The organism is Pseudomonas sp. L7 (genome assembly GCF_046605565.1).
GTDB lineage: Bacteria > Pseudomonadota > Gammaproteobacteria > Pseudomonadales > Pseudomonadaceae > Aquipseudomonas > Aquipseudomonas wayambapalatensis.
This window is the reverse complement of record NZ_CP176784.1, coordinates 5280739-5299772: the sequence shown is the minus strand read 5'-3', so window position 1 is coordinate 5299772 and position 19034 is coordinate 5280739. Positions and strand designations below refer to the sequence as shown.

Below are 19034 nucleotides of genomic sequence, written 5' to 3'. Positions count from 1 at the left end.
ACTTGAATGACCACTTCGTTGCAACCTGCCTATGCCCTGGTGCCCGGTGCAAACCTGGAAGCCTACGTGCACACGGTCAACAGCATTCCGCTGCTGACGGTCGAGCAGGAGCGTGAACTGGCCGAGCGTCTCTATTATGAGCAGGATCTTGAGGCCGCTCGGCAAATGGTGATGGCCCACCTGCGTTTCGTCGTACATATCGCCCGTAGCTACGCCGGCTACGGTCTGGCCCAGGCCGACCTGATCCAGGAAGGCAACGTCGGCCTGATGAAGGCGGTCAAGCGCTTCAACCCCGAGATGGGTGTGCGCCTGGTATCCTTCGCCGTGCACTGGATCAAGGCTGAGATCCACGAGTTCATCCTGCGCAACTGGCGCATCGTCAAGGTCGCCACCACCAAGGCGCAGCGCAAGCTGTTCTTCAACCTGCGCAGCCAGAAAAAGCGTCTGGCCTGGCTGAACAACGACGAAGTGCACCGTGTCGCCGAAAGCCTGGGCGTCGAGCCTCGGGAAGTGCGCGAGATGGAAAGCCGCCTGAGCGGTCAGGACATGGCCTTCGACCCGGCAGCCGATGCCGACGACGACAGCGCCTTCCAGTCGCCTGCGCACTATCTTGAAGATCACCGCTACGATCCGGCCATGCAGCTGGAGGATGCCGATTGGAGCGATAACTCCAACAGCAACCTGCATGAGGCGCTCAGTGGCCTGGACGAGCGCAGCCGCGACATTCTCTATCAGCGCTGGCTGGCCGAGGAAAAGGCCACGCTGCACGAGCTGGCAGAGAAGTACAGTGTGTCGGCCGAGCGGATTCGTCAGCTCGAGAAGAACGCGATGAGCAAGGTCAAGGCACTGATCACGGTCTGATCGGCGCCCTGACTGAAAAGCCGCCTGTCCCTCGCGGGGCAGGCGGCTTTTTTGTGGGGCACGCGGGGCTTCAGGAGCATCAAGGCTTGCGCGCGCTCTCCAGTTGCATCAGGTAGCTGGTGCCCCCGAGCTGGCTCATCTGCCGTCGAATCCACCCCGCCCGGCTGGCGACATAGGTACTCGGGCGGCTAGCGCTCCACTTGAGCGGGCTGGGCAGCACTGCCGCAAGCTGGCTGGCCTGCTGGCGCGTGAGGCGGCTGGCGTCGACGCCGAAGTGATAGCGCGCCGCTGCCTGGGCGCCGAATACGCCCGGGCCCCATTCGGCGCTGTTTAGATAGACCTCGAGGATTCGCTCTTTCGACCAGAACAGCTCCATCAGGCCGGTGAACCAAGCTTCCAGACCTTTGCGAAACCAGCTGCGCCCGGACCACAGGAACAGGTTCTTCGCCACTTGCTGGGAGAGTGTGCTGGCGCCGCGGATACTGCCGCCGCGCTCGTTATGGGCCAGCGCGGCTTGGATCGCGGGGATGTCGAACCCCCAGTGGCTGGCGAAACGCTGGTCCTCGCCCGCGATGACGGCTACCTTGAGGTCATCGGAGATCTCATCCCAGGGCGTCCAGTCGCGCTGCAGGTCGATCGGCTCACCACTGAACCAGGACTGCACCTTGCGTTCGACCATCAGTGCGGTGCCCGGTGGCGGCACCCAGCGCAGCACCAGCACCAGCACGATGCTGCCGGCGGCGAACCAGAGCAGGGCGCGGGCGAGACGGCGGATCAGGGATGACAGCATGTCGATAGCTTGGCCGGACCGATGGAACGGGCCATTATACAGACCCCTCTCGAGGAGTCGTCCCATGCTTCGCAGCTTCCTGATGCTCGCCGCGTTCTTTGGCTTTACGGGTGTGGCCCTGGGTGCCTTTGCCGCACACGGCCTGAAGAACCGTCTTACCGCCGATTACCTGGAGATCTTCCACACCGGCGTTACGTATCAACTGGTCCATGCCCTGGCGATCCTGGCGGTCGCGCTGCTTTCGGTGCACTTGCCGGGCCGTCTGGTCGGCTGGGCGGGTGGGCTGTTCGCGGTCGGTATCCTGCTGTTTTCCGGCAGCCTTTACGTATTGACCCTCACTGGGCTGGGCAAGCTTGGCATCATCACCCCCATCGGCGGCCTGTGCTTCCTCGCCGGCTGGCTGTGCCTGGGGTTGGCAGCCTGGCGCCTGGGCTGACCAAGCGGTCGGGAATCGCGACTAATGGCGCGCGTCGCCCTTGGGTTGCAAGGCTGATCGGGGCTAGAATGCGGGCCCCAATGAACGATGGTGGCCGTGCGCATGCGCATTCAACTGAACGGTGAACCTTACGAACTGCCTGCGGGCGAGAGCGTCGCGGCCCTGTTGGGCCGGCTGGAGCTGGTCGGGCGTCGTGTGGCGGTGGAACTGAACCTGGACATCGTGCCGCGCAGCCAGCACGAAAGCACCCTGTTGAACGAGGGTGACCAGGTCGAAGTGGTCCACGCCATCGGCGGCGGTTGAGCGCGCCCCGGCAAGTCACCCGTAAGCCCCGTAACCTTTGCAGAGGAACATCGATGAGCAACGTTCGCAGCGACAAGCCTTTCGTCCTGGCCGGGCGCACTTTCCAGTCGCGCCTGCTGGTGGGTACCGGCAAATACCGTGACATGGAAGAAACCCGCCTGGCCACCGAGGCCTCGGGTGCCGAGATCGTCACCGTAGCCGTGCGCCGCACCAACCTCGGCCAGAATGCGGGCGAGCCGAACCTGCTCGACGTGTTGTCGCCCGACAAGTACACCATCCTGCCGAACACCGCAGGCTGCTTCGATGCCGTTGAAGCGGTGCGTACCTGCCGCCTGGCCCGTGAGCTGCTCGAAGGGCACAAGTCCCACGAGAGCCGTACCCTGGTGAAGCTGGAAGTGCTGGCCGACCAGAAAACCCTGTTCCCCAACGTCATCGAAACCCTCAAGGCCGCCGAAGTGCTGGTCAAGGAAGGTTTCGACGTGATGGTCTACACCAGCGATGATCCGATCATCGCCCGTCAGCTGGCCGAAGCCGGCTGCATCGCGGTGATGCCACTGGCTGGCCTGATCGGCACCGGTCTCGGGATCTGCAACCCGTACAACCTGCAGATCATCCTCGAAGAATCGAAAGTACCGGTGCTGGTCGATGCCGGCGTGGGTACCGCCTCCGACGCCACCATCGCCATGGAAATGGGCTGCGAAGCGGTGCTGATGAACTCGGCAATCGCCCACGCGCAGCAACCGGTGCTGATGGCCGAGGCCATGAAGCACGCGATCCTTGCCGGCCGCATGGCGTACCTCGCCGGGCGCATGCCTAAGAAACTCTATGCCAGCGCGTCCTCGCCGCTGGAAGGTCTGATCAAGTAAGAGCCCCCGATGACTGAATCGCAAGAAACGCCGATCACTGCCGACGGCGAAGAGCGCCCGCACCGCCGCATCAAGAGCTTCGTGATGCGCGCAGGCCGCATGACCGAAGGCCAGCAACGCGGCCTGGACCAGGGCGGCCCCCTGTTCATCCTGCCGTTGGCCGAGAGCCCGGTAGACTACGACCAGGTGTTCGGGCGCTCGGCGCCGCGCACCCTGGAGATCGGCTTCGGCATGGGCCACTCGCTGCTGGAGATGGCCGCTGCTTCGCCTGAGCTGGACTTCATCGGCGTGGAAGTGCACCGCCCAGGTGTCGGTGCGCTGCTCAACGGCGTGCTGACCCAAGGGCTGAAGAACCTGCGGGTGTACGACTGCGATGCCATCGAGGTGCTCAACCGCTGTGTCGCCGACAACAGCCTCGACCGCCTGATGCTGTTCTTCCCCGATCCTTGGCACAAGGCGCGACACCACAAGCGCCGCATCGTCCAGCCCGAGTTCGCCGAGCTGGTACGGCGCAAGCTCAAGGTGGGCGGCGTGTTCCATATGGCCACCGACTGGGAACCCTATGCCGAGCACATGCTGGAGGTGATGAAGGTCGCGCCGGGCTATCGCAACCAGGCGGCGGATGGTGCTTACGTGCCACGCCCCGAGGAGCGTCCGATCACCAAGTTCGAGCGCCGCGGCGAGCGGCTCGGGCACGGGGTCTGGGACCTCAAGTTCGAGAAGCTGGACTGAAAAAAAACGCCCTGGAAAGGGCGTTTTTTCATTTTGCGGCCTGTTACCCGCGGCGGTCGGCTACCACCCCGATGAGTACCAGCACCACCAGCAGCACTGGCGCCAACGCATAGTTGTTGAATTGCGCCAGCGCCTTCACCACCCAGGGCGTGGCATAGATCAGCGCCGCACCGCTGCCGATCATCACCAGCAGCGCCATGAACGGCACGCGCAGGGCACCGGCGAGGCCGCCCAGGCGCTGGTCGACCCAGCCCTTGAGGTCGGTGCCGAACAACACCAGCAAGCACCCTACGAGTGCCAGGGAAATCTCCGAGAGGTTGCTGCGGCTCCAGCGGGAAACGGTCGAGAGCAGGTCAAGTACCAGGTCCATGGGTCATCCTTAATTCAAGAAGTACTGCAGCAGGTCGTTGAGGAACAACTGGCCCCGCGGTGTGGCCGCCAGTCGATCGGGTTCGACCTGCAGAAGGCCCTTTTGTTCGGCCGCACGGCGAGCTTCTGCCAACTGTTCCAGTGGCAGGCCGGTGCGTCGGGTGAACAGCTCGGCCTCCACGCCATCGGTCAGGCGCAGGGCATTCATCAGGAATTCGAACGGTAGCTCATCGGCGGGCAGCAGCTTCTCGCCAGCTTTGAAGGGCTTCGCCGGGTTGAGGTAGTCCTTGGGTAGCCGGGTCTTCCAGGTGCGCAGGATACGCCCGTCCGGGAACGACAGCTTGCCGTGCGCCCCCGCGCCGATGCCGATGAAATCGCCGAAGCGCCAATAGTTGAGATTGTGCCGTGCCGCGCGTCCTGGCTGGGCGTAGGCCGAAACTTCGTACTGGCGATAGCCGTGGTCGGCCATCAGCGTCTGGCCGGCTTCCTGGATGTCCCAGAGGATGTCGTCCTCGGGCAGTTCGGGCGGCTGGTTCCAGAATACGGTGTTCGGTTCCAGGGTGAGCTGGTACCACGACAAGTGCGTAGGCGCGAGTGCGATGGCCTGGCGCAGGTCACCCAGCGCTTCGTCCAGCGACTGGTCCGGCAGGCCGTGCATCAGGTCCAGGTTGAAGTTGTCGAAACCTGCCGCGCGGGCCATGTCTGCCGCGCGCACGGCTTCATCGCCGTTGTGGATACGCCCGAGTTTTTCCAGCTTGGCCGGCTGGAAGCTCTGCACACCGATGGACAGACGGTTGATGCCGGTCTGGCGGTAGGCCTTGAACTTGTTCTGCTCGAAGGTGCCGGGGTTGGCTTCGAGGGTGATCTCGATCTCCGGGGCGAACGGGATACGTTGCTCGATACCGCGCAGCAGGCGACCCAGCGAGGCGGCACTGAACAGGCTGGGCGTGCCACCGCCGAAGAAGATCGTGCTGATCGGGCGGCCCTGCACCGCGGGCAGTTCCTGGTCCAGGTCGGCGAGCAGCGCGTCGATGTAGTCGTCTTCGGGCAGCGTCGGGCCGGCCTGGTGCGAGTTGAAGTCGCAATAGGGGCACTTGCGCACACACCAGGGAATGTGGATGTACAGCGACAGCGGCGGGAGTTCTGGAAGGATCAGACCCGCCGGCTGCAGGGACGGCTGTTCGGTCATGCCAGGCCTAGACGCTGACGCAGCAGGGCCATGGCGCGGGCGCGATGGCTGAGCTGGTTCTTCTCGAGCGGTGCGAGGTCGGCGCTGGAGCAGTTGCGCTCCGGCACCCAGAACAATGGGTCATAGCCGAAGCCATGCTCGCCGCTGGCCTCGAACAGGATGCTGCCGTGCCACAGGCCTTCGCAAAGGATCGGCAGAGGGTCGTCGGCATGGCGTACCAGGGCCAGGACGCAGACGAACTGCGCGCCACGCTGCCCCTCGGGCACATCCTTCAGGGCGTCGAGCAGCTTGGCGTTGTTCGCCGCATCACCCTTGCCGTCGGCGTAGCGGGCCGAGTAGATGCCCGGTGCGCCGCCCAGGAAGTCCACCGCCAGGCCCGAGTCGTCGGCCAGTGCCGGCAGGCCGGAGAGGCGCGCGGCGTTGCGAGCCTTGAGGATGGCGTTCTCGACGAATGACAAGCCGGTCTCCTCCGGCTCGACCTGGCTGAATTCGCCGATCGAGCGCAGTTGCACGGAACCGCCAAGCATGGCCTGGAGTTCTTTCAGTTTGCCGGCATTGTGGCTGGCCAATACGAGTTGCTGGAAATTCATCATTCGCCTGGGAACACTTCCTGGTTGAAGCTGAGTGTGTGGCTGACGCCGCCGGTTTCGATGTTGAGGTCGAAGGTCAGGGTTTCAGCCTGTGCGATCTTGAACTGGGCGATGTAGTACACCGCACCCTGGTCGGTGATCTGCCTGAACGACAGCGGGCTGCTGCGGCCGGTGAGGTCCTTGACCGTGCCGCTGACCACCGCCGTGCCAGGCTTGCCGGCCTTGAGCACGGCGATGTTGAGCACGCCCTGGTTCTTGCTGCGGACAAGGCCGGTGGCTGCAGCGATGTCCGGCTGCAGCATGCTCGAGGTGAAGGCGCTATAGTGCACCGTGACGTCGCCGAAGTCCTGCTTGCGCTCGGGACGGGCGGCATCGGCAGCCAGCACTGGCCAGGCCAGGCACAGGCTGATCAGCAAAAGTGCGAGACGACGCATGGTGCCATTCCTCCGATAGGTGGATCAGACCGCGACCTGATGCTCTTGCAGCCCAGGACTGCTGACCCGATAGATGCCGATCTCTCCCAGAAGATTAGGCCAAAGCCGGCCGCCCCACCCGTTGCGGTGCAGATGGTCGACAGCGAGGCGGTCGAGCACCTTGGCGTTGCGCTCGCGGCACAGGTTCTCGAAGTCTTCGAAGGTGCAGAAGTGGATGTTCGGGGTGTTGTACCAGGTGTATGGCATGAAGTCCGACACCGGCATGCGCCCCTTGGTGGCCAGGTACCAGCGGCAGCGCCAGTGGCCGAAGTTGGGGAAGGTGATGATGCACTGGCGACCGACCCGCAGCATTTCGTCGAGAATGCGGTCGGGGTACTCCACCGCCTGCAGGGCCTGGGTCATGACCACCACGTCGAAGCTGTTGCTGGCAAAGTTGCCCAGGCCTTTGTCCAGGTCTTGTTCGATGACGTTGACGCCCTTGCTCACGCACTCGGCGATGTTGTCGGCGTCGATTTCCAGGCCATAGCCGGTGACGTTCTTGCGATCACGCAGCGAGGCCAGCAGTTCGCCGTTACCGCAGCCCAGGTCGAGTACCCGGCTGCCGGCGGGGATCCAGTCGTGGATGATTTCCAGGTCGGCTCTCATGCGGTCCTCAGAGGGTGATGCGGTTCATGTAGTTCGCGAAACCCTGCATGTAGCGCGGGGTCGGGATGAGGAAGGCGTCGTGGCCGTAGGGCGAGTCGATGTCCAGGTAGCAGACGTTCTTGCGCGCAGCCATCAGGGCATCGACGATCTCGCGCGAGCGGGCTGGCGAGAAGCGCCAGTCGGTGGTGAACGACATGATGCAGTAATGCGCCGTGACATGCGCCAGCGTGGCGGCCAGGTCGCCATCGTGGGCGGCGGCCGGGTCGAAGTAGTCCAGCGCCTTGGTCATCAGCAGGTAGGTGTTGGCGTCGAAGCGCCCCGAAAACTCCTCGCCCTGATAGCGCAGGTAGCTCTCGACCTGGAACTCGACGCTGTGGAAGTCGTAGTTGAGCTTGTCGCTCTTGAGCTCGCGGCCGAATTTCTCGCCCATCGAATCGTCGGACAGGTAGGTGATGTGCCCGACCATGCGCGCCAGCATCAGCCCGCGCTTGGGGATCACGCCCTGGTCCTGGAACGAACCGCCGTGGAATTCGGGGTCGGTGAGGATGGCCTGGCGCGCCACTTCGTTGAAGGCGATGTTCTGTGCCGACAGCTTGGGTGCCGAGGCGATGTCCACGCAGTGGCGTACGCGATCGGGGTAGGTGATGGTCCACTGCAGCGCCTGCATGCCGCCCAGGCTACCGCCGACGATGGCGGCCCAGGTCTGGATACCGAGGCGGTCGGCCAGGCGGGCCTGGCTGTGTACCCAGTCTTCTACGGTCAGCACCGGGAAGTCCGCGCCATAGGGCTTGCCGGTGGTCGGGTTGATGCTGCTCGGGCCGGTGCTGCCATTGCAGCCGCCCAGGTTGTTCAGGCTGACCACGAAGAAACGATTGGTATCGATCGGCTTGCCCGGGCCGATGCAGCTGTCCCACCAGCCCGGCTTGCGGTCGGTGTCGGCATGGTAGCCGGCGGCGTGGTGGTGACCGGACAGTGCGTGGCAGATCAGCACGGCATTGCTGGCGCTGGCGTTGAGCTGGCCATAGGTTTCGTAGATGAGTTCGTACGAGGCCAGGGCGCGGCCACAGGCCAGGGCCAGCGGTTCATCGAACCGGGCGATCTGGGGGGTTACCAGACCGACGGAATCTTCGGGAAAGACAGTGGACATCGACCCTGCTCACGCTTGACGGAGGCGTAAGTCTAAAGAGCGCTACCCCCAGCGGCAAGCAAAGGCTGCCGCTGGATGGCGCGGTGGGTCAGATCATCCGCCACAGCTCTTGCGGCATGCCGGCATAGGCAGCCAGTTGTGGCATCAGGAACGACTGGATCACCTGGATGGCGATGAAGGCGAAGATCGGCGAAATATCCATGCCGCCGAGGTTGGGCACCAGGCGACGGAACGGCGCCAGCACCGGCTCGCTGATCTGGTAGGCCAGTTCGGCGGCGGGATTGTGGCTGTTCGGCGCGACCCAGGAGACGATCACCATGACGATCATCGCGACCCAGAAAATCTTCAGGAACAGCGAGGTGATGCCGAGAATCGCCCACATCAGCAGGTGCAGGATGTCGCCGAAGGTGCCGTAGGTGACCATCAGCACGAAGGCCATCAGCAGTGCCTGGATCACGATCGCCAGCAGCAGCGAAGAGGTGTCCAGGCCAGCGATGCTGGGAATGACCCGGCGGATCGGCTTGAGCAGCGGCTGGGTGGCGCGCACGGCGAACTGGCTCAGCGGGTTGTAGAAGTCGGCCTTGACCAGTTGCAGCACGAAGCGCAGCAGGACGATCACCAGGTACAGGCTGACCAGGGTTTGCACCACGAAGATCGCGGCGCCGGACAATGCATTCATCGACAGCTCCTTATTTGCCCAATTGTTCGGCCAGCTCGGCGGAGCGCGTGGCCGCAGCCTGCAGCGCCTGCTCGACGATGGCCTCGAAACCGTTGGCCTGGAACGACTTGATCGCCGCTTCGGTGGTCCCGGCTGGAGAGGTGACGCGACGGCGCAGTTCGGCGGCATCGACATCGCTGGAAACCGCCATGTGCGCGGCGCCCAGGGCGGTCTGCAGGGTCAGTTGCGAGGCGGTTTCACGCGGCAGGCCGAGCTTTTCGCCCGCAGCGGTCATGGCCTCGATCAGCAGGAAGAAATACGCGGGGCCGCTGCCGGAGACCGCGGTCACGGCGTCCAGTTGCTGTTCCTGTTCCAGCCACAGGGCGGTGCCGACCGCAGTCAGCAGTTGCTCTGCCTGCTGGCGTTGTTCGCCGGAGACCTGTGCAGTGGCGTACAAGCCGCTGGCGCCCTGGCGCAGCAGCGATGGCGTGTTGGGCATGCAGCGCACCACCGGGATCTCGCCCAGCCAGCTCTGCAGGCTCTGGCAGGTGATGCCGGCGGCGATGGACACCACCAGTTGGCCGGCCTTGAGGCTTGGCTTCAGGGTTTCGCACACGGCCTTCATGACCTGTGGCTTGACCGCCAGCACGATCACATCCGCGCCATCGATGGCCTGGGCGTTGTTTTCGAAGGTTTCGATGCCATGCTCGGCATTGATCCGGGCGCGGGTCTCGGCACCCGGGTCGCTGGCGCGGATCTGCGCGGCGTCCAGGCCCTGGGCGCGCAGGCCGCCGATCAGGCTGGCGGCCATGTTGCCGGCGCCGATGAAGGCAATACGAGTCTTGCTCATGTCAGGTCCTTGAAGGAGAGAGTGAGTAAAGCATGGAATCAGGGCTGCCCGTAGTCGCGGGCGCCGAACAGGGCGGTGCCGATACGGACCCAGGTCGCACCCTGGGCGATGGCCGCCTCCAGGTCGTGGCTCATGCCCATGGACAGCGTGTCCAGGCCAAGGCCGAGGCTTTCCTGCAACTGGCGCAGGCAGGCGAAGGCGGCCTCCTGGGTGGCGCGGTCGTCGCTGGGCTCGGGAATCGCCATCAGCCCGCGCAGGCGCAGGTTGGGCAGCTTGGCCACGGCCTGGGCCAGTGCCGGCAGGTCGACCGGGGTGCAGCCGGATTTGCTGTCTTCGCCGCTGACGTTCACCTGCAGGCAGACGTTCAGCGCCGGCAGGCCGCTGGGGCGCTGCTCGCTCAGGCGTTGGGCGATTTTCAGGCGATCCACGCTGTGTACCCAGTCGAAGTGTTCGGCAATGGCCTTGGTCTTGTTCGACTGGATGGGGCCGATGAAGTGCCAGATCAAGGGCAGGTCGCGCAATTCATCCTGCTTGGCCAGGGCTTCCTGCAGGTAGTTCTCGCCGACGTCGCGTACGCCAGCGGCGTGGATTTCGCGAATGGCGCTGGCGGGCTTGGTCTTGCTCACGGCCAGCAGGTGCACGCTGGCGGTGTCGCGTCCGGCGGCTCGGGCCGCGTTGTCGATGCGTTCGCTGATAGCGCGAAGGTTGTCTGCTAGGGTGGACATGGATCGATGCCGGCAGCTCAGTGGTGTGCGGCATTCTACCTGCTTGATGGCCTTTGGGGAGTCTCATGGATGTGACCGACCTGCTGGCCCGGGCCGTGGCGGCGGGGGCTTCGGACCTGCACCTGGCTGCGGGCGAGGCGCCGCTGTGGCGTCTGGACGGCGAATTGCAGCGCCTGGCGTTGCCCGTGCTGCAAAGTGAAATGATCGAGCAAGGCATGGCGGCTTGGCTCGATGCGCCTCATCTGCACCAATGGCTGGCAGGTGACGAAATCGACCTGGCCCTTGATTTGCCTGGGCTTGGGCGTTTTCGTCTGAACCTGTACAGACAGTATCGGGGGCTGGCCGCGAGCTTGCGGCTGATACCTGCACAGGTGCCGACGGTCGAAGAACTCGACCTCACGGAAGTGTTTCGAGCCATTGCCGAGAGCCGTGATGGCCTGGTGCTGGTAGGTGGTCCGACCGGCAGTGGCAAGTCCAGTACCCTGGCTGCGTTGATCGCGCAGCTTGATCGTGAGCGCTCAAACCATATCCTCACATTGGAGGATCCGGTGGAATTCGTACACCGCGCCGAGCGTTGCCTGATCAATCAGCGTGAGATCGGTCGCCATAGCCGTGACTTTGCCCAGGGATTGCGCAGTGCCCTGCGCCAGGATCCGGATGTGATCATGATCGGTGAATTGCGTGACCTGGAAACCATCCGTCTGGCGCTGCGAGCGGCGCAGACCGGGCATCTGGTGCTGGCCACGGTGCATACGCGAACAGCCGCGAGCAGTGTCGATCGTCTGGTGGATGTGTTCGCCGCCGAAGAGAAGCCACTGGTGCGCGCCATGCTGGCCGAGTCGTTGCGTCTGGTGGTGGCGCAGGTGCTGGTGCGGCGGGTGGGCGGCGGCCGTGTGGCGGCGCGGGAGGTATTGGTGGCGACGCCTGCGGTGCGCAACCTGATTCGCGAGGGGCGCGTGGCGCAGTTGCAGTCGGTGATGCAGACGGGTGCGGCGCAGGGGATGGTGACGATGGAAGGGGCGATGCAGGCGCTGGTGGCGCGAGGGGTGATTCAGGGGGCAGGGTGAGGCAAGCCCTACAGATACCTCACCGCTCTTCGTGGGAGCGGGCTTGCCCGCGAAGAGTCCAGTGAGCCCCTGAGTATCCAGATCAGCGCTTGGCCAGGCGCAGCGCCTGTTGCTCCTTGGGCAGCACCCGCTTGGCAACCACGTAGTGCTTCTGCCAGTAAGGCTTCTCGAGGCTGTCGATGCTCACCCGCTTGCCAGTACGCGGCGCGTGGATGAAGCGGTCGTTGCCCAGGTAGATGGCAACGTGATTGACCCGACGGCTCTTGATGTTGAAGAAGATCAGGTCGCCCGGCTTGAGGTCGTCCCGCGCCACCTTGACGCCATGCCCTTGGGCCATGGCATTGGACGTGCGCGGCAGGTCGACATCGGCGACATCGTTGAACGCATACTTGACCAGGCCGCTGCAGTCGAAGCCCTTGCCGGGCGTGCTGCCGCCCCAACGGTAGGGGGTGCCGAGCACATTGACCGCGCGGCTGAGTACTTCGCTGCTCTGCTTGGGCGACATCGCCGCGACCTGGAGCGCGTGGTTCTTGGCGGCATTGGCCGGGCGCGCGCGCAGGCTGACCTGCTTGGCTGGAGCGCGTTTCACGGAGGCATCGGCGTTGGTGGTGTAGCCGGTGAATCCGTTGGGAAGTCGTTGCTCACGGTTGGTGGCGTGGGCGGCCAGGGGCAACAATAGGCAGAGGGTCAGCCATGTCTTGAAGAAAGGCGGCATAGTTGAAGCTCTTTATGGATGTTTATAGGTGTCGGCGCGCAACTTTATAACAGCTTTTTGATCAAATTCTGATCCGTTGGTCGTGTGGCTGGGTACCATACGTCGGGGCAAAACGAAAAAGTCACATTTTTCGTTAGAAAATTTTCGGCTATCCCACGAGGGTTTTGAATGAATACGTATCAACAGGGTGCGCCGCTTCATGACACGCACAGCAAGGTCATCGGGTACCTGTTGTGGATCTTCGGCTTCACCGGCTCCCACCGTTTCTACTACGGCAAGCCGATCACCGGGACCATCTGGTTCTTCACTTTGGGCTTGCTGGGTATCGGCTGGCTGATCGACCTGTTCCTGATCCCGTCCATGGACCGCGAGGCTGACCTGCGGTTCCAGCCAGGGCGGGTGAACTACAGCGTGGCGTGGCTGTTGCTGACGTTCCTGGGTATCTTCGGCATTCACCGGCTCTACCAGGGCAAGTGGATCAGCGCACTGATCTACCTGTTTACCGGCGGTCTGTTCCTGATTGGCGTGCTGTATGACTTCTGGACCCTCAACACCCAGGTGTCCGAGGTCAACAGCGGGCGGCGCTGACGCCGTTGGAAAAAAGGCCTTGTCGCAGTGCGGCAAGGCCTTTTTCGTTATTGGCGGGTCTGTCGCTGCTGCAACAGCAGGTTGTTGAAGCCTGCCCCGGCCAGCTGCTTCTGCGCCACGGTCAACTGCTCGCGGTTGCTGAACGGGCCGACCAGCACGCGGTACCAGGTCTCGTCCTTCACGGTTCCCGATTCCACCTTGACCACCTGGCCGAGCAGGATGATCTGCGCGCGCACCTTGTCGGCGTCAGCCTCCTTGCGGAATGAGCCGGCCTGGAGGAAGAACTGTGTCGTGGCTGCGGGTTTGATCACCGGTGGTGCGGGTGGTGGTGTCTGGCCCAGCAGCGCCGCCTGGGCGCGGGCGGTGTCGATCTTTGCCGCTTCCGCTGGCGTGACCGGCGTGGCGGGCTGTACCGGCTGGGCAGGCACGGGCGGCGTTTTTTCCGGTACCGCCTCGGGCGGCACGATCACTTCCGACTCCGGCAGCAGCGTGTAGAAGTCGTACTTGGGCTTGATCGGCTGCGGCGTGGTCGGCGCGGTGCCTTTGGTCGCCTCGGCGACCTTGGCGGGCTTCTGCTGTTCAGGCTTGGCACGCTTGATGTCGTCGCCGCCGGGCTCGAGCTTCATCAGGAAGACGATGAATGCGCCTACGGTCAGGCCGACCGCCAGCCACACCCAGCCCGGGATCGGCTGTTTGGCGGGTGGCTGGTGACGGCTGGCGCCGCGCTTGGGCGCGGGTTTTTTCTTGGCAGCCAACTTACATGCGCTCCAGGGTTTCCAGGCCGAGCAGTTCCAGGCCCTGCTTGAGGGTGCGGCCGGTCAGCGCGGCGAGGCGCAGGCGGCTCTGCTGCTGTTCGGCGGTTTCAGCGGCGAGGATCGGGCAGTTCTCGTAGAAGCTGGAGAACAGGCCGGCCAGGTCGTAGAGGTAGCTGCACAGCACGTGTGGGGTGCCTTTTTCGGCGACGTTGTTCAGCGTTTCGCCGAACTGCGCCAGGCGAGCGGCCAGGTCCTGCTCGTGGGCAGCCTGCAGCACGATGTCGCCCTCGACTTCGTCGAAACCCTTGCCCAGCTTGCGGAACACACCGGCCACGCGGGTGTAGGCGTAGAGCAGGTACGGCGCGGTGTTGCCTTCGAAGTTGAGCATCAGTTCGAAGTTGAAGCTGTAGTCGCTGGTCCGGTGCTTGGAGAGGTCGGCGTACTTCACCGCGCCGATCCCGACCACTTCACCGATATGACGCAATTCGTCTTCGGCCAGGCTCGGGTTCTTTTCCTTGACCAGCGCGTAGGCGCGTTCCTTGGCTTCGCTCAGCAGGTCGATCAGCTTCACGGTGCCGCCGTCGCGGGTCTTGAACGGGCGACCATCGGCGCCGTTCATGGTGCCGAAGCCCATGTGCTCCATTTTCATCGGGTGCCCGACGAAGCCTGCGCGACGCGCCACTTCGAACACCTGGTTGAAGTGCAGCGCCTGGCGTTGGTCGACGAAGTACAGGGCGCGATCGGCCTTGAGCACATTGCTGCGGTAGCGCACCGCGGCCAGGTCGGTGGTGGCGTAGAGATAGCCGCCGTCGGCCTTCTGCACGATCACCGGCAGGGGTTCGCCTTCGGTGTTCTTGAATTCTTCCAGGAATACGCACTGCGCGCCCTGGCTTTCGACCAGCAGGCCCTTGGCCTTGAGGTCAGCCACCACGTTGGCGAGGTCGGCGTTATAGGCGCTTTCGCCCATTACGTCGGCCATGGTCAGCTTGACGTTGAGCAGTTCGTAGGTCTTCTGGCAGTGCGACAGCGAGATATCCTTGAAGCGCGTCCACAGCGCCATGCACTCGGGGTCGCCGGCCTGCAGCTTGACCACCAGCCCACGGGCGCGGTTGGCAAAGTCTTCGGATTCGTCGAAGCGCTTCTTCGCCGCGCGGTAGAAGTTTTCCAGGTCCGACAGCTCGTCGCTGGTGATGGGGTTTTCTTCCAGGTAGGCCAGCAGCATGCCGAACTGGGTGCCCCAGTCGCCCACGTGGTTCTGGCGGATCACTTCGTCGCCGAGGAACTCCAGTACACGCGCAACGCTGTCGCCGATGATGGTCGAGCGCAGGTGGCCGACGTGCATCTCCTTGGCCAGGTTTGGCGCCGACATGTCGATGACCACTTTTTCCGCTGCGCCGGCCTTGCGTACGCCCAGGTGGGCGTCTGCAAGTGCCGCGTTCAGGCGGTTGGCCAGGGCGTCGGTGTTCTGGAAGAAGTTGAGGAAGCCGGGGCCGGCGATCTCGACCTTGCTGATGTCGGCGCTGGCAGGCAGGGCGGCGATCAGCTTGTCGGCCAGGTCGCGCGGCTTCATGCCAGCCGGTTTGGCCAGCATCATGGCGATGTTGCTGGCGAAGTCGCCGTGGGTCTTGTCGCGGGCGTTTTCCACCTGGATCGCTGGCGTCAGGCCTTCAGGCAACACACCTTCGTTGACGAGTTGGGTGAGGGCTTGCTGGATCAGCTGGCGAATGGTGTCTTTCATCGGGTTCTCTTTTCGACCGCAAGCGCGGTGCAGCGCTTCGATGCGCAGGTGGAAAAACTGAACATTATCCGTGGCCGGGGCTTGATTGCCAACCTTTACGGCTCGCGCAGGATTGCGCTGGCTTTCATGGCTTCAGTAGAGATCGACCGGGTCCACATCCAGCGACCAGCGCACCTGCCGCCCCGACGGCATCTGTTCCAACACTAGCAACCAGCTGCTGATCAGTCGATGCAGCGGCGCCCGGGCATTGGCCTGGATCAACAACTGCGCGCGGAAGCGCCCGGCGCGGCGCTCCATGGGGGCTGGTACCGGGCCAAGCAGCTCGATGCCGGTCAAGCCCTGCTCGGCCAGCACGGCCTCGGCGGCGGCGCAGGCCTCGTCGAGAAAGGCTTCCGCCTGCCCGGGCTTGTGCGCTTCGGCGCGCAGCAGGGCCAGGTGCGAGAAGGGCGGCAGGCCAGCGGCGCGCCGCTCGCTCAGGGCCTGCTCGGCGAAGGCGAAATAGCCCTGCTCGGTCAGTTGCACCAGCAGTGGATGCTCGGCCAGGTGGGTCTGCACGATCACCTTGCCAGGCTCCTCGGCCCGCCCGGCACGGCCGGCGACCTGAACGATCAGTTGCGCCATGCGCTCGCTGGCGCGGAAGTCGCCGGAGAACAAGCCGCCATCGGCATCGAGGATGGCCACGAGGGTTACCCGCGGAAAGTGATGCCCCTTCGCGAGCATCTGTGTGCCGACCAGAATGCTCGGCTGGCCGCGCTGGATGGTGGTGAACAAATGATGCATGGCGTCCTTGCGCGATGTGCTGTCGCGGTCCACGCGCAGGACGGGGTAATCGGGGAACAGGGTTTTCAGGCGCTCTTCGGCGCGCTCGGTGCCGGCACCGACTGGGCGCAGGTCGACGTGGGCGCATTGCGGGCATTGCAGGGGCAGGCGTTCGTCATAACCACAGTGGTGGCAGCGCAGTACGCCGGAGCGTTGATGCACGGTCATGCGTGCATCGCAGCGCGGGCATTCCGACAGCCAGCCACAGTCGTGGCACAGCAGGGTCGGGGCGAAGCCGCGGCGGTTGAGGAACACCAGCACTTGCTGGCCGGCTGCCAGGGTCTGGCCGATGGCCTGCTGCAGCGGGCCACTGATGCCGCTGTCCAGCGGCAGGCTGCGCACGTCCAGGCGCATGAAGCGTGGCGGGCGGGCGCCGCCGGCCCGCTGGTTCATGCGCAGCAGGCCGTAGCGCCCGCTGTGGGCGTTGTGCAGGCTTTCCAGCGAAGGTGTCGCCGACCCCAGCAGGATCGGGATGTTCTCCTGGTGTGCGCGAACCACGGCCAGGTCGCGGGCGTGATAGCGCAGCCCTTCCTGTTGTTTGTAGGAGCCGTCGTGCTCTTCGTCGATGATGATCAGGCCCGGGTTCTTCATGGGCGTGAACAGTGCCGAGCGTGTGCCGATGATGATGTCGGCCTCGCCATCGCGGGCCGCCAGCCAGGCGTCCAGGCGCTCGCGGTCGTTGACCGCCGAGTGCAGCAGGGCGATGCGGGCATTGAAGCGCTGCTCGAAGCGCGCCAGGGTCTGCGGGCCGAGGTTGATTTCGGGAATCAGGATCAGCGCCTGCTTTCCGGCTTCCAGGGTTTCGCGAATCAGCTGCAGGTAGACCTCGGTCTTGCCGCTGCCGGTGACACCGGCCAGCAGGAAGGCATGGAAGCTGCCGAAGCCTGCACGTACGGCCTGGAAGGCGGCGCTCTGCTCGTCGTTGAGCGGCAGTTCCGGCTGGGCCAGCCAGCGGTCATGGCGTGGTGCCGGCAGATGCCGACGCACCTCGACCTGCACCAGTTCCTTGGCCAGCAGCAGGTCGAGGCTATCCTTGTTCAGGCCGAGTTTGGCCAGCACGCTGTGGGCCACGCCATGAGGGTGCTGGGCGAGGGCCTGCAAGGCCTCTTTCTGGCGCGGCGCGCGGGCGATGCGTGGGTCGTCCAGACGCGCGCCGGGGGTGGCATGCCAGAAGCGCTCCTGGCGAACTTCAGCCGCCTCGCCCTGACGCAGCAGCACCGGCAACGCCCAGCTCAGGGTGTCGCCCAGGCTGTGCTGATAGTAGTGGGCGGTCCACAGGCACAGCTTGAACAGCGCCGGAGGCAGCGGCGAGACCGGGTCGAGCAACTGGCTCGCCGGCTTGAGCTTGTCGGCAGGGACTTCGCTCTGCTCGCAGACCTCCACCAGTACACCGATCATCTCGCGCCGGCCGAACGGTACGCGGATGCGCATGCCTGGTGTCAGTTGCTGACGTGCCATGGCGGCCGGGGCCCGGTAGTCGAACAGGCGACGCAGGGGCGAGGGCAGGGCAAGGCGCAGGATGACGTCGGACACGCGGCAAGTCTTCGTAGCTGGTCGGGAATCGCACGAGCCTAGCAGACGACGGTCGGTGCAAGCGACAACTTGCGCTGGCCTGAAGGTCTGGTATTATTCGCCGCCTAATTACGTGCGGTATTCAACAATTGGTGTTGGGTGGCGGCACGCAGCTCGAGGAAGTGACCATGAAAGCCGATATTCATCCGAACTACGAAGCAGTTGCTGTCACCTGCAGCTGCGGCAACAAATTCGAAACCCGTTCGACCCTGGGCGACACCCTGGCGATCGACGTTTGCAATCTCTGCCACCCGTTCTACACCGGTAAGCAGAAGGTCCTGGACACCGGTGGTCGCGTACAGAAGTTCGCCGATCGCTTCGGTATGTTCGGTACCAAGAAGTAATCATGCGCACGGCGAGCCCTTCGGGTTTCGCATTGCTGCAAAAGAAGGCGCCCCTCGTGGGCGCCTTTTTTGTGGGCGCAATCTGGCATGTTCCCGCGCAGGCCTTCTGCCCGGTACCCGAGGCGGTGCAGTCGGTGACGGTGCGTCAGGTCGTCGATGGCGATACCGTGCGTCTGGGGGATGGCCGCAGCGTACGGCTGATTGGCATCAATGCACCGGAGATCGGGCGCAAGGGGCGCACCAGCGAACCCTATGCCGAGGCGGCCAGGCGGCGGCTGGAGGCATTGGTGCAGGCCAGTGATGGCCAGGTGGGGCTGGTGCCGGGTGTGGAGCCCAGGGACAAGTACGGGCGCACCTTGGCGCACATCTATGGCCGTAATGGCGACAATCTTGAAGCGCAGCTGCTCAGTGAAGGCTTGGCCTATCGCGTTGCGGTGGCACCCAACGTCCGTCTGGTCGGTTGCCAACAACAGGCCGAGCAGGTCGCGCGCGCGGGTGGCCTCGGGCTCTGGCGGCAGTCGCCGGTCATCGCTGCAGGGCGCCTGAGGCAATCCGGATTCGCCGTGATCGGCGGCAGGGTCAGCGCGATCGATCGCAATCGAGGCGGCGTCTGGCTGGAGCTTGACGAGGCTGTGGTGCTGCAGGTCCCCGCTCGTCTGCAACGCGCCTTCCCCGACAGTTTCTTCGATAATCTCAAGGGGCATCAGGTCGAGGCGCGCGGCTGGGTGCTGGACCGTTCCCGCAAGGGCGGGCTCAAGCCTGGCCAGCGACGCTGGCTGTTGCCACTGACCGATCCGAGCATGTTGGAGCGGATTTCGGGGAAAAAATAGTTGTAGACATT

23 protein-coding genes are annotated in these 19034 nt (G+C 64.4%); 9 read left to right on the top strand and 14 right to left on the bottom strand.

What is annotated here, in order from left to right; translation table 11 throughout:
- The first annotated feature begins 6 nt into the window (after positions 1–6).
- Complete coding sequence (gene rpoH / locus ACK3BK_RS24185) at positions 7–861, top strand: RNA polymerase sigma factor RpoH (RefSeq protein WP_186665582.1); 855 nt, start codon at positions 7–9, stop codon at positions 859–861.
- A 79-nt stretch (positions 862–940) separates the two neighbouring features.
- On the opposite strand, the gene mtgA is transcribed toward rpoH, so the two are convergent.
- On the bottom strand, positions 941–1651 hold the full coding sequence (mtgA, locus tag ACK3BK_RS24180) for a monofunctional biosynthetic peptidoglycan transglycosylase (RefSeq protein WP_186665584.1): 711 nt from the start codon (positions 1649–1651) through the stop codon (positions 941–943).
- Between the two features lie 64 nt (positions 1652–1715).
- On the opposite strand from mtgA, the gene ACK3BK_RS24175 reads away from it, so the two are divergent.
- From ACK3BK_RS24175 to trmB, 4 genes are all read left to right on the top strand, one after another.
- Complete coding sequence (locus tag ACK3BK_RS24175) at positions 1716–2087, top strand: DUF423 domain-containing protein (RefSeq protein WP_411383460.1); 372 nt, start codon at positions 1716–1718, stop codon at positions 2085–2087.
- Positions 2088–2189: 102 nt separating this feature from the next.
- A complete protein-coding gene (gene thiS, locus ACK3BK_RS24170) occupies positions 2190–2390 on the top strand; it encodes a sulfur carrier protein ThiS (RefSeq protein ID WP_054891258.1) in 201 nt (66 codons plus the stop codon).
- A 53-nt stretch (positions 2391–2443) separates the two neighbouring features.
- Positions 2444–3256, top strand: coding sequence for a thiazole synthase (locus tag ACK3BK_RS24165; protein WP_186665585.1), 813 nt, complete (start codon positions 2444–2446; stop codon positions 3254–3256).
- Positions 3257–3265: 9 nt separating this feature from the next.
- The gene (gene trmB, locus ACK3BK_RS24160) at positions 3266–3988 is read left to right on the top strand and encodes a tRNA (guanosine(46)-N7)-methyltransferase TrmB (RefSeq protein WP_186665587.1); all 723 of its coding nucleotides are present in this window, start codon (positions 3266–3268) and stop codon (positions 3986–3988) included.
- A 43-nt stretch (positions 3989–4031) separates the two neighbouring features.
- Here trmB and ACK3BK_RS24155 read toward each other — a convergent pair whose 3' ends face one another.
- The 9 genes from ACK3BK_RS24155 to ACK3BK_RS24115 all read right to left on the bottom strand — a co-directional run bounded on the left by ACK3BK_RS24155 (position 4032) and on the right by ACK3BK_RS24115 (position 10595).
- Positions 4032–4358, bottom strand: a complete 327-nt coding sequence (locus ACK3BK_RS24155; RefSeq protein WP_054891168.1) for a DUF3392 family protein — start codon at positions 4356–4358, stop codon at positions 4032–4034.
- 9 nt (positions 4359–4367) lie between these two features.
- On the bottom strand, positions 4368–5546 hold the full coding sequence (gene hemW / locus ACK3BK_RS24150; RefSeq protein WP_411383459.1) for a radical SAM family heme chaperone HemW: 1179 nt from the start codon (positions 5544–5546) through the stop codon (positions 4368–4370).
- The gene (gene rdgB, locus ACK3BK_RS24145; RefSeq protein ID WP_186665592.1) at positions 5543–6139 is read right to left on the bottom strand and encodes an RdgB/HAM1 family non-canonical purine NTP pyrophosphatase; all 597 of its coding nucleotides are present in this window, start codon (positions 6137–6139) and stop codon (positions 5543–5545) included. The genes hemW and rdgB overlap by 4 nt, the downstream gene beginning before the upstream one ends.
- Positions 6136–6570: a DUF4426 domain-containing protein gene (locus ACK3BK_RS24140; RefSeq protein WP_186665594.1), complete on the bottom strand. Its 435-nt coding sequence runs from the start codon at positions 6568–6570 to the stop codon at positions 6136–6138. The genes rdgB and ACK3BK_RS24140 overlap by 4 nt, the downstream gene beginning before the upstream one ends.
- A gap of 24 nt (positions 6571–6594) precedes the next feature.
- Positions 6595–7215, bottom strand: coding sequence for a methionine biosynthesis protein MetW (metW, locus tag ACK3BK_RS24135; RefSeq protein WP_186665596.1), 621 nt, complete (start codon positions 7213–7215; stop codon positions 6595–6597).
- Positions 7216–7222: 7 nt separating this feature from the next.
- The gene (gene metX / locus ACK3BK_RS24130) at positions 7223–8362 is read right to left on the bottom strand and encodes a homoserine O-succinyltransferase MetX (protein ID WP_411383458.1); all 1140 of its coding nucleotides are present in this window, start codon (positions 8360–8362) and stop codon (positions 7223–7225) included.
- A gap of 88 nt (positions 8363–8450) precedes the next feature.
- Positions 8451–9041, bottom strand: coding sequence for a YggT family protein (locus ACK3BK_RS24125; protein WP_288376464.1), 591 nt, complete (start codon positions 9039–9041; stop codon positions 8451–8453).
- Positions 9042–9051: 10 nt separating this feature from the next.
- Entirely contained in the window at positions 9052–9870 is an 819-nt protein-coding gene (gene proC / locus ACK3BK_RS24120) for a pyrroline-5-carboxylate reductase (RefSeq protein ID WP_186665601.1), read from the bottom strand.
- 38 nt (positions 9871–9908) lie between these two features.
- Positions 9909–10595 carry a YggS family pyridoxal phosphate-dependent enzyme gene (locus tag ACK3BK_RS24115; protein WP_186665603.1) on the bottom strand — a complete coding sequence of 229 codons (687 nt, stop codon included), beginning with the start codon at positions 10593–10595 and terminating at the stop codon, positions 9909–9911.
- Positions 10596–10660: 65 nt separating this feature from the next.
- Here ACK3BK_RS24115 and ACK3BK_RS24110 point away from each other — a divergent pair, with 65 nt between their 5' ends.
- Positions 10661–11662, top strand: coding sequence for a type IV pilus twitching motility protein PilT (locus ACK3BK_RS24110; RefSeq protein ID WP_186665605.1), 1002 nt, complete (start codon positions 10661–10663; stop codon positions 11660–11662).
- An 82-nt stretch (positions 11663–11744) separates the two neighbouring features.
- On the opposite strand, the gene ACK3BK_RS24105 is transcribed toward ACK3BK_RS24110, so the two are convergent.
- Positions 11745–12377 carry a C40 family peptidase gene (locus ACK3BK_RS24105; RefSeq protein ID WP_186665606.1) on the bottom strand — a complete coding sequence of 211 codons (633 nt, stop codon included), beginning with the start codon at positions 12375–12377 and terminating at the stop codon, positions 11745–11747.
- Positions 12378–12545: 168 nt separating this feature from the next.
- Between ACK3BK_RS24105 and ACK3BK_RS24100 the strand changes: the two genes are divergently transcribed.
- Positions 12546–12965 (top strand): NINE protein, encoded by a 420-nt coding sequence (locus ACK3BK_RS24100; protein WP_186665607.1) that lies wholly within the window; start codon positions 12546–12548, stop codon positions 12963–12965.
- A gap of 47 nt (positions 12966–13012) precedes the next feature.
- Here ACK3BK_RS24100 and ACK3BK_RS24095 read toward each other — a convergent pair whose 3' ends face one another.
- The 3 genes from ACK3BK_RS24095 to ACK3BK_RS24085 all read right to left on the bottom strand — a co-directional run bounded on the left by ACK3BK_RS24095 (position 13013) and on the right by ACK3BK_RS24085 (position 17810).
- Positions 13013–13720 (bottom strand): SPOR domain-containing protein, encoded by a 708-nt coding sequence (locus tag ACK3BK_RS24095; RefSeq protein WP_186665608.1) that lies wholly within the window; start codon positions 13718–13720, stop codon positions 13013–13015.
- Between the two features lies 1 nt (position 13721).
- On the bottom strand, positions 13722–15458 hold the full coding sequence (gene argS, locus ACK3BK_RS24090) for an arginine--tRNA ligase (protein WP_186665609.1): 1737 nt from the start codon (positions 15456–15458) through the stop codon (positions 13722–13724).
- A 132-nt stretch (positions 15459–15590) separates the two neighbouring features.
- Complete coding sequence (locus tag ACK3BK_RS24085) at positions 15591–17810, bottom strand: primosomal protein N' (RefSeq protein WP_186665610.1); 2220 nt, start codon at positions 17808–17810, stop codon at positions 15591–15593.
- Positions 17811–17977: 167 nt separating this feature from the next.
- On the opposite strand from ACK3BK_RS24085, the gene rpmE reads away from it, so the two are divergent.
- Both rpmE and ACK3BK_RS24075 read left to right on the top strand, forming a co-directional pair.
- Positions 17978–18193 carry a 50S ribosomal protein L31 gene (gene rpmE / locus ACK3BK_RS24080; protein ID WP_186665611.1) on the top strand — a complete coding sequence of 72 codons (216 nt, stop codon included), beginning with the start codon at positions 17978–17980 and terminating at the stop codon, positions 18191–18193.
- Between the two features lie 2 nt (positions 18194–18195).
- Positions 18196–19023 carry a thermonuclease family protein gene (locus tag ACK3BK_RS24075; RefSeq protein ID WP_186708684.1) on the top strand — a complete coding sequence of 276 codons (828 nt, stop codon included), beginning with the start codon at positions 18196–18198 and terminating at the stop codon, positions 19021–19023.
- Positions 19024–19034 lie beyond the last annotated feature (11 nt).